This is a genomic window from uncultured Oscillibacter sp., from assembly GCF_950073225.1.
Classification (GTDB): domain Bacteria; phylum Bacillota; class Clostridia; order Oscillospirales; family Oscillospiraceae; genus Oscillibacter.
Window position 1 is genome coordinate 235990 of the sequence record NZ_CATMPS010000002.1, and the last position, 6060, is coordinate 242049.

Below are 6060 nucleotides of genomic sequence, written 5' to 3' on the forward strand. Positions count from 1 at the left end.
TTTACACCTTCCTGATTGGGTGGCGGATAACGGTCTTCCACCTCTCCGGCGGGACCCGCCTGGCGTCGGTGAGGTAGATTTCATGGTGCCGCCGGGCCTCGCTCAGGTCCCCGGCATAGCCCTGCTCCTCTATAAATGCGTCCATTTTCGCCACCGACTCCGGTTCGGAGTCGAAGGAGCCCAGATGCATGATCTGGACGCAGAGGCCCTCCTCCACTGTCCAGAACTCCGCAGCGGAGCAATCCAGCTTCTTTTTCCGGGAGGCGGTCTCCACCGCCCAGGCGAAGTCCGCCGGGGTCACAAAGTCCGGCAGGCGGATGGCGGAGGTCCAGAGGAAGCCGTCCTTGTTCCCATAATCTATGCCGCTTCCTCCCTCCTGCCGCCAGAAGCCCTCCAGGGGCGGGACCACGTACTCGAAGAAGCCCTCAATGCGGTAGTCGCTCTTATAGCTCATTTTCAGGGTATAGGCCACGGCGTACAGCACGCCCATGGCCCGCTGGTAGGCCCCGCCCTCCTGGTTGGGGTCTCCCCTGCCCTGCACGGCGATATAGTTCATCTCCGGCACCGTCACAATTTCCGGTCTGTCCTTGGGCAGATAGAACTCCTTGAACTCCTTCTTGAAATCAAAGGCCATACGAACCCTCCCTTTCCATGGATAGTTTAACAGTTTTTTGAAAAAACGCAAGCGCATGTTATTTCTGGAAATCCGCCCCGGAATATTGACCGGGAGGCAAATTTCCTATATAATGGGCAATTAACAGCGTGGACCCCTGCCGCGGCCCCGACATGCGGCGGACTTTTTTTACATACCGTCTCGACAAAAACCGACGAAAGGAACCTGCTATGCGTCTTATTCGACAGCGTATTCTCTCCGGCCTCCTGGCCGGGGCCCTGCTCCTCACGCCCGCTTTGGCCTTCACCGACACAACCGGCCATTGGGCTGAATCCGCCGTCAACAAATGGAGCCAGGAGTACGGCGTGCTCCAGGGCTACGACGACGGGTCCTTCCGGCCTGACGCCTCCATCACCCGGGGGGCCTTCGCCGGGATTCTGGACCGCTTCCTCCAGTTCCAGGCCGCCGCTCCCGCCGGGACCTTCTCCGACACCAATGGGAGCCGCTGGGAGGACTCCATTTTAAAGCTCAACGCCGCCGGGGTGTACCTGGGCAGCGAGGGCAAGGCCCTTCCGGGGGACAGCATCACCCGCCAGCAGGCCATGACCATGGTGGCCCGGGCCTTCCAGCTGGGCGGGACAGACAACGCCCTGACCTATCACGACGAGGCGCAGATCGCAGGCTATGCCCGTCTCTACATCGCCGAGCTCACCGCCCAGGGCTGGATCACCGACGCAGCGGAGGGAAGCTTCCGCCCCACGGAGCCCCTGACCCGGGCGGAGCTGGTGAACCTGCTGAACAACATGATCCAGGTCCTGATCCAAACCAGCGGAAGCTACTCCAGCAACGTGGAGGGCAGCCTACTTATCAACGCCGCGGGCGGCGCGGAGCTGTCCAATATGACCGTCACCGGAGACCTGCTCATTGCCCCCGGCGTCACCGGGGCCATCACTCTGGACAACGTCACCGTCACCGGGGAAATTCGGAATTTCAGCTCCGTCACGCCGCAGATCCTCAGCACTCCGGCCGAGGCCCCCGTCACGCCTGTGGATCCGGTGACCCCGGTGCAGCCCACCCCGCCCGAAGAGCCCGGGACCCCCGGCTCGGGGGATGACTTTGACTGGGGCATTGTTGTGGTGCCCACTCCCGCGGACCCCAGCGCGCCGACGGTGCCGGAACAGCCCGCCGGGCCCGGCATCCAGCCCAGCGAGGTCTATACTCCCGGCATCACCACCGGGGAAACCATCGACTACAGCGACCGGAAGATTCCCGTCTACGCGGGCACGGAGCAAAACCAGCTCCGGCATGGGGACTTTATCTGGGCCGCAGACCATCCGGACCGGCTGGTGTACATCGGCAGCCAATTCCGCACCCGCTTCGGCATCGACGTCTCCGCCTACCAGAACCGGGCCAGCCAAAATGAGACCATCGACTGGCAGGCCGTCCGAAACGACGGAGTGGACTTCGCCATGATCCGTATCGGCCTCCGGGGCTACTCCTCCGGCAAAATCAACGAGGACGCCTTCTACCGCCAGAACATTGAGGGGGCTATGGCCGCCGGGATCGAGACAGGCGTGTACTTCTTCGCCCAGGCCATCACCGTGGAGGAGGCCATTGAGGAGGCGGATTTCGTTATTGAGCGCCTCCGGGGCCTGAACATCAACGGTCCCGTGGCCTATGACTGGGAGATGCACGACTCCAGCTACCGGGTCTACGGCACCTCGCCGGAGATGGCCACCGCCTGCGCCATCGCCTTCTGCAAGCGTATCCAGGAGGCGGGCTACACGCCCATGATCTACGCCGGGACCTATGTCAGCTATGTGAAATACGACCAGGGGGCCATCGCGCCCTACCTCTGCTGGTATCCCGAGTACAAGAGCGACAGCTCGGAAAAGCTGTGCCCCACCCTTTATTATCAGCCGGACTACTGGCAGTTCTCCAGCAAGTGCTCCGTCGCCGGCATCGGCGGAAATGTGGACGCAAACATCCAGTTTATTCGATAAAGGACCGGCCCCCGGCGGAAAACCGCCGGGGGCTGTCTGTCACTTCCGCTTCACGGGATAGCAGACCTCCGTGACGAACTCGTCGGGATTCCGGGTCTCGTGGGGGCTGACGTGGTAAATATTGAAGAAGAGGCCGTCAAAGGTCCAGCCGTTGTCCTCCACCCAGGCCGCCACAGCTTCGTTCACAGTGGAAATTTGGTCGTAGCTTCCCCGGAACGTGGCGGAGGCCACCTGCACCGCCGGGACAGTCTTGAACTTTACGTGTTCCGTGTCGGGGTAAGTTCCCACCACGTTTTTCTGGATTTCCACATCCACGTCCTGGTCTTTGAACTCCCCGTCGTAGTACATGGCCGTACAGAGCACCGGGTCCCCGTCCTGAATGTTCATCCGGGCAGTCTCCTGGCAGTAGATATGCCACAGGTCTCCCTCCCGGTCATAGCTGGGGATGATCTGCCGGACACTGGCGACATGACGCTCAGGCAGGGTTTTAATGGTAACATCGTATTTCATCATCGTTTCGTCCTTTCTCAGCCGTTCCAAGGCTGTGTCCAATAGGCGAAGCCGCTTCCGCGCCTCCTCCATCTCCTCCCAAGCCAACGACCGCTGGAGCAGCAGGCAGCGCTCCAGCGCCCCAGGGTCGTCGTAGCAGCCCAGCACCTCCCGGACGGCGGCCAGGGGAAAGCCCATATCCCGGAGGGCCCGGATGCGGTTGGCGACGGGAAGCTGGCGCTCACTGTAGTAGCGGTAGCCGGTAAAGGAGTCGATGGACGCCGGGGCCAAAAGCCCGGCCTCGTCATAGCGGCGCAGGGAGCGGATGCTGACTCTGGAGAGTTTTGAAAATTCGCCGATCTTCAGCATAGTGATACCTCCACAACGTTGTGAATGTTGAGCTCAAAAACAGCATAAGCCCTCCCCAGGGGGGAGAGTCAAGGGGAAATTTCAAAAAATTTTTCCTTCTCGGCGGAGCCCTCCCGGCCCAGAAGAAAATTTTGAAGAAAAATTAAGGAAGGGCTTGACAAAACCCGGGGCTTTCTGCTATAGTATCACTTGTCCGTTACGGACGGCAGACATGGCGGCATAGCTCAGTTGGCTAGAGCATGCGGTTCATACCCGCAGTGTCCCCGGTTCAAATCCAGGTGCCGCTACCAGACTTTCATGAAGCGCCGCAAGGCGCTTCATGAAGGCTCGTTTTCCTCCCTGGTTTTCATTCTTCCAACGACGGCCCGTTGGTCAAGTGGTTAAGACACGGCCCTTTCACGGCTGTAACATGGGTTCGAATCCCGTACGGGTCACCACCCCATAAGGCGCCGTGATGTGCGGCGTCTTATGGGAAAGATAATTGAATAGGTATCTGGAGGCTTAGCTCAGCTGGTTAGAGCGCATGCTTCACACGCATGAGGCCACTGGTTCGAGTCCAGTAGTCTCCACCACCGGCCCGCCGAAACTGTGTGGTTTCGGCGGGTTTTTTCTGTTTTCCGTAACTTTTTTGTAGGATTTATTTTTGGCGTTTTGCGCCGACCCACAAGTTGACCCACACGGGGAAATGATCAGAAAGGACGAAAGAGCACCGGACAGGATTTTCCTGCCCGGTGCTGTTGTTGGGGTCTTCTCCCTTTCTTACATTTGACCGCTGATGACCGCTCCGATTGTGTCCGCCGCATCCTGTTTCATCTGCGCAGTCGCATGAGTGTAGGTGTTCAGCGTGAAGCCCGCTGAGTAGTGTCCCAGAGCGCCGGAGAGGGTCTTCACATCTACCCCGTTCTTCAATGTTAAGTTGACGAAATGCTCCATCAAAAAGTTGTGAAAATGCAGAAAAACGCACGACTTTAAATCGATTTATATGAATTTAGTTCCGCTGAATTTTAAGACTTTTTCGAGATATCTAGTATGACCAATGGAGTAAAATCGCACCCATCATTTATTAGGTAATTTAACAATGTGTACTCATGAGCAGCCAAAAGCTGCTCATTTTTATATATTTTCTATATGGATTGAAATTTTGGGAGGAATATGATATCATGGATTTGGCAAGAAGTGACAAAATCAAAGCGGGCTTGCAAAGGAGTTTTCAGAGCGGCAAATCAGCCAAAGCATCTATCGTATGTTATGGGTACAGAGTAGATTCCAAAGGCAAGCTTCAGATCTATCCTGCGGAGGCCGCTCATGTGCTTTACATTTTTGAGAGGTTTGCCGCTGGTGACAGTCTTGGGAAAATATCCGATGCACTGTTTTTGATGGATATTCCCTCGCCTACCGGAAAGGAAATCTGGAGTAAAGAAACCATTTCGAAAATCCTTAGCAATGAAAAATACACCGGAGATGTTACCTTGGGTAAGACCCAGGTTAAAAATGGTGTACAAGTCAAAACCATTGACCTTTCAACCAAGACTACTTTAACGAACCATCATCCTGCCATCATTTCAAAGGAACTGTTCGATTCCGTTCAAAAAGAAAGAAGCCGCAGGCATCGTTCGCGCGAGAGATAGAAAAATGTGAAAAGGGGCCGTATGGGTACTGTCAAAATGATACCTCCCAAAGCCAGTTTCCAACCCAAATTAAAGGTGGCAGCATATTGCCGGGTCAGCACCAAAGCTGCTGAACAACTATCAAGTTTGGCAATGCAGGAACAATATTACGAGAAGCATATTAAGCAAAACCCAGACTGGATTTTTGCGGGAGTATATTCCGACGTTGGCAGTGGAACGAGGATAAAGGGGAGGAGCAGATTTAAAGCTCTGCTTTCTGCCTGTCGGCGCGGCAAGGTGGATATGATCCTCACGAAATCGGCCCACCGTTTCGCACGCAATACAGTAGACGCTTTGAAAACGATTCGGATGTTGAGACGTCGGAATGTTGATATTCATTTTGAGCGCGAGAATATCCATTCTCTCTATGAAAGCTCCGAGTTTATGCTGATGCTGATTTGTGCCCTGGCACAGGATGAGAGTTACTCTAAAAGCGAGGATATCAAATGGGGTCTGCGTAAGTCATTTCAAAATCCAAATTCCAAGTACTATCAGCGAGTATGCTATGGATATACCCATGACCAGGAGGGAAAGCTCTTCATTCATGAGGAGCAGGCTGAAATTGTTCGATTGATTTATGAGATGTCAGCATCAGGAGTCAGCCTTGCGAGGATATCTGCGCATCTGGAGGATATGGGGATTCCTTCGCCAAGAGGTAAAAGCGTCTGGAGCAAGGAAACTCTGCGGAAGATTCTCAAAAATGAAAAATACAGAGGCTGTGTCTCTCTGCAAAAGACATTTGTTGAGAATTATTTGGAACACAAGCAGGTCAAAAATATAGGGCAATTAGACCAATGCCATTAAGTTAACCAGAAGTTACCAAAAAGAGAGTTGCAAGGCAGGCAGGGGAGTCAACGCGCGGGGACATACACAGGAGAAATGCGGTTGCCGGCAACCACGGGTCTGGGATAGCTGCGGT

5 protein-coding genes, 3 tRNA genes and 1 pseudogene are annotated in these 6060 nt (G+C 55.3%); 6 read left to right on the top strand and 3 right to left on the bottom strand.

Annotation, left to right across the window (positions count from 1 at the left end; all coding sequences use genetic code 11):
• Position 1 precedes the first annotated feature (1 nt).
• Complete coding sequence (locus Q1M04_RS02840; protein ID WP_297998007.1) at positions 2–634, bottom strand: GyrI-like domain-containing protein; 633 nt, start codon at positions 632–634, stop codon at positions 2–4.
• 209 nt (positions 635–843) lie between these two features.
• On the opposite strand from Q1M04_RS02840, the gene Q1M04_RS02845 reads away from it, so the two are divergent.
• Positions 844–2616 (top strand): GH25 family lysozyme, encoded by a 1773-nt coding sequence (locus Q1M04_RS02845; RefSeq protein ID WP_297998011.1) that lies wholly within the window; start codon positions 844–846, stop codon positions 2614–2616.
• A gap of 39 nt (positions 2617–2655) precedes the next feature.
• Here Q1M04_RS02845 and Q1M04_RS02850 read toward each other — a convergent pair whose 3' ends face one another.
• Positions 2656–3474 (bottom strand): MerR family transcriptional regulator, encoded by an 819-nt coding sequence (locus tag Q1M04_RS02850; RefSeq protein ID WP_297998014.1) that lies wholly within the window; start codon positions 3472–3474, stop codon positions 2656–2658.
• 213 nt (positions 3475–3687) lie between these two features.
• Between Q1M04_RS02850 and Q1M04_RS02855 the strand changes: the two genes are divergently transcribed.
• The 3 genes from Q1M04_RS02855 (at position 3688) to Q1M04_RS02865 (ending at position 4046) form a co-directional block, all read left to right on the top strand.
• A tRNA-Met gene (locus Q1M04_RS02855) sits at positions 3688–3764 on the top strand.
• A 72-nt stretch (positions 3765–3836) separates the two neighbouring features.
• Positions 3837–3911 (top strand) — tRNA-Glu (locus Q1M04_RS02860).
• Positions 3912–3969: 58 nt separating this feature from the next.
• A tRNA-Val gene (locus Q1M04_RS02865) sits at positions 3970–4046 on the top strand.
• Between the two features lie 187 nt (positions 4047–4233).
• Here Q1M04_RS02865 and Q1M04_RS02870 read toward each other — a convergent pair.
• A pseudogene (locus Q1M04_RS02870) lies at positions 4234–4389 on the bottom strand (site-specific integrase); the annotation flags it as partial.
• 245 nt (positions 4390–4634) lie between these two features.
• Here Q1M04_RS02870 and Q1M04_RS02875 point away from each other — a divergent pair.
• On the top strand, positions 4635–5102 hold the full coding sequence (locus Q1M04_RS02875; RefSeq protein WP_297998017.1) for a recombinase family protein: 468 nt from the start codon (positions 4635–4637) through the stop codon (positions 5100–5102).
• Between the two features lie 21 nt (positions 5103–5123).
• Complete coding sequence (locus Q1M04_RS02880) at positions 5124–5945, top strand: recombinase family protein (protein ID WP_297998020.1); 822 nt, start codon at positions 5124–5126, stop codon at positions 5943–5945.
• Positions 5946–6060 lie beyond the last annotated feature (115 nt).

Coding starts and splice junctions, on each gene's coding strand:
- Q1M04_RS02840 (WP_297998007.1), bottom strand. CDS start 634: ATGGCCTTTGATTTCAAGAAGGAGTTCAAGGAGTTCTATCTGCCCAAG.
- Q1M04_RS02845 (WP_297998011.1), top strand. CDS start 844: ATGCGTCTTATTCGACAGCGTATTCTCTCCGGCCTCCTGGCCGGGGCC.
- Q1M04_RS02880 (WP_297998020.1), top strand. CDS start 5,124: ATGGGTACTGTCAAAATGATACCTCCCAAAGCCAGTTTCCAACCCAAA.
- Q1M04_RS02875 (WP_297998017.1), top strand. CDS start 4,635: ATGGATTTGGCAAGAAGTGACAAAATCAAAGCGGGCTTGCAAAGGAGT.
- Q1M04_RS02850 (WP_297998014.1), bottom strand. CDS start 3,474: ATGCTGAAGATCGGCGAATTTTCAAAACTCTCCAGAGTCAGCATCCGC.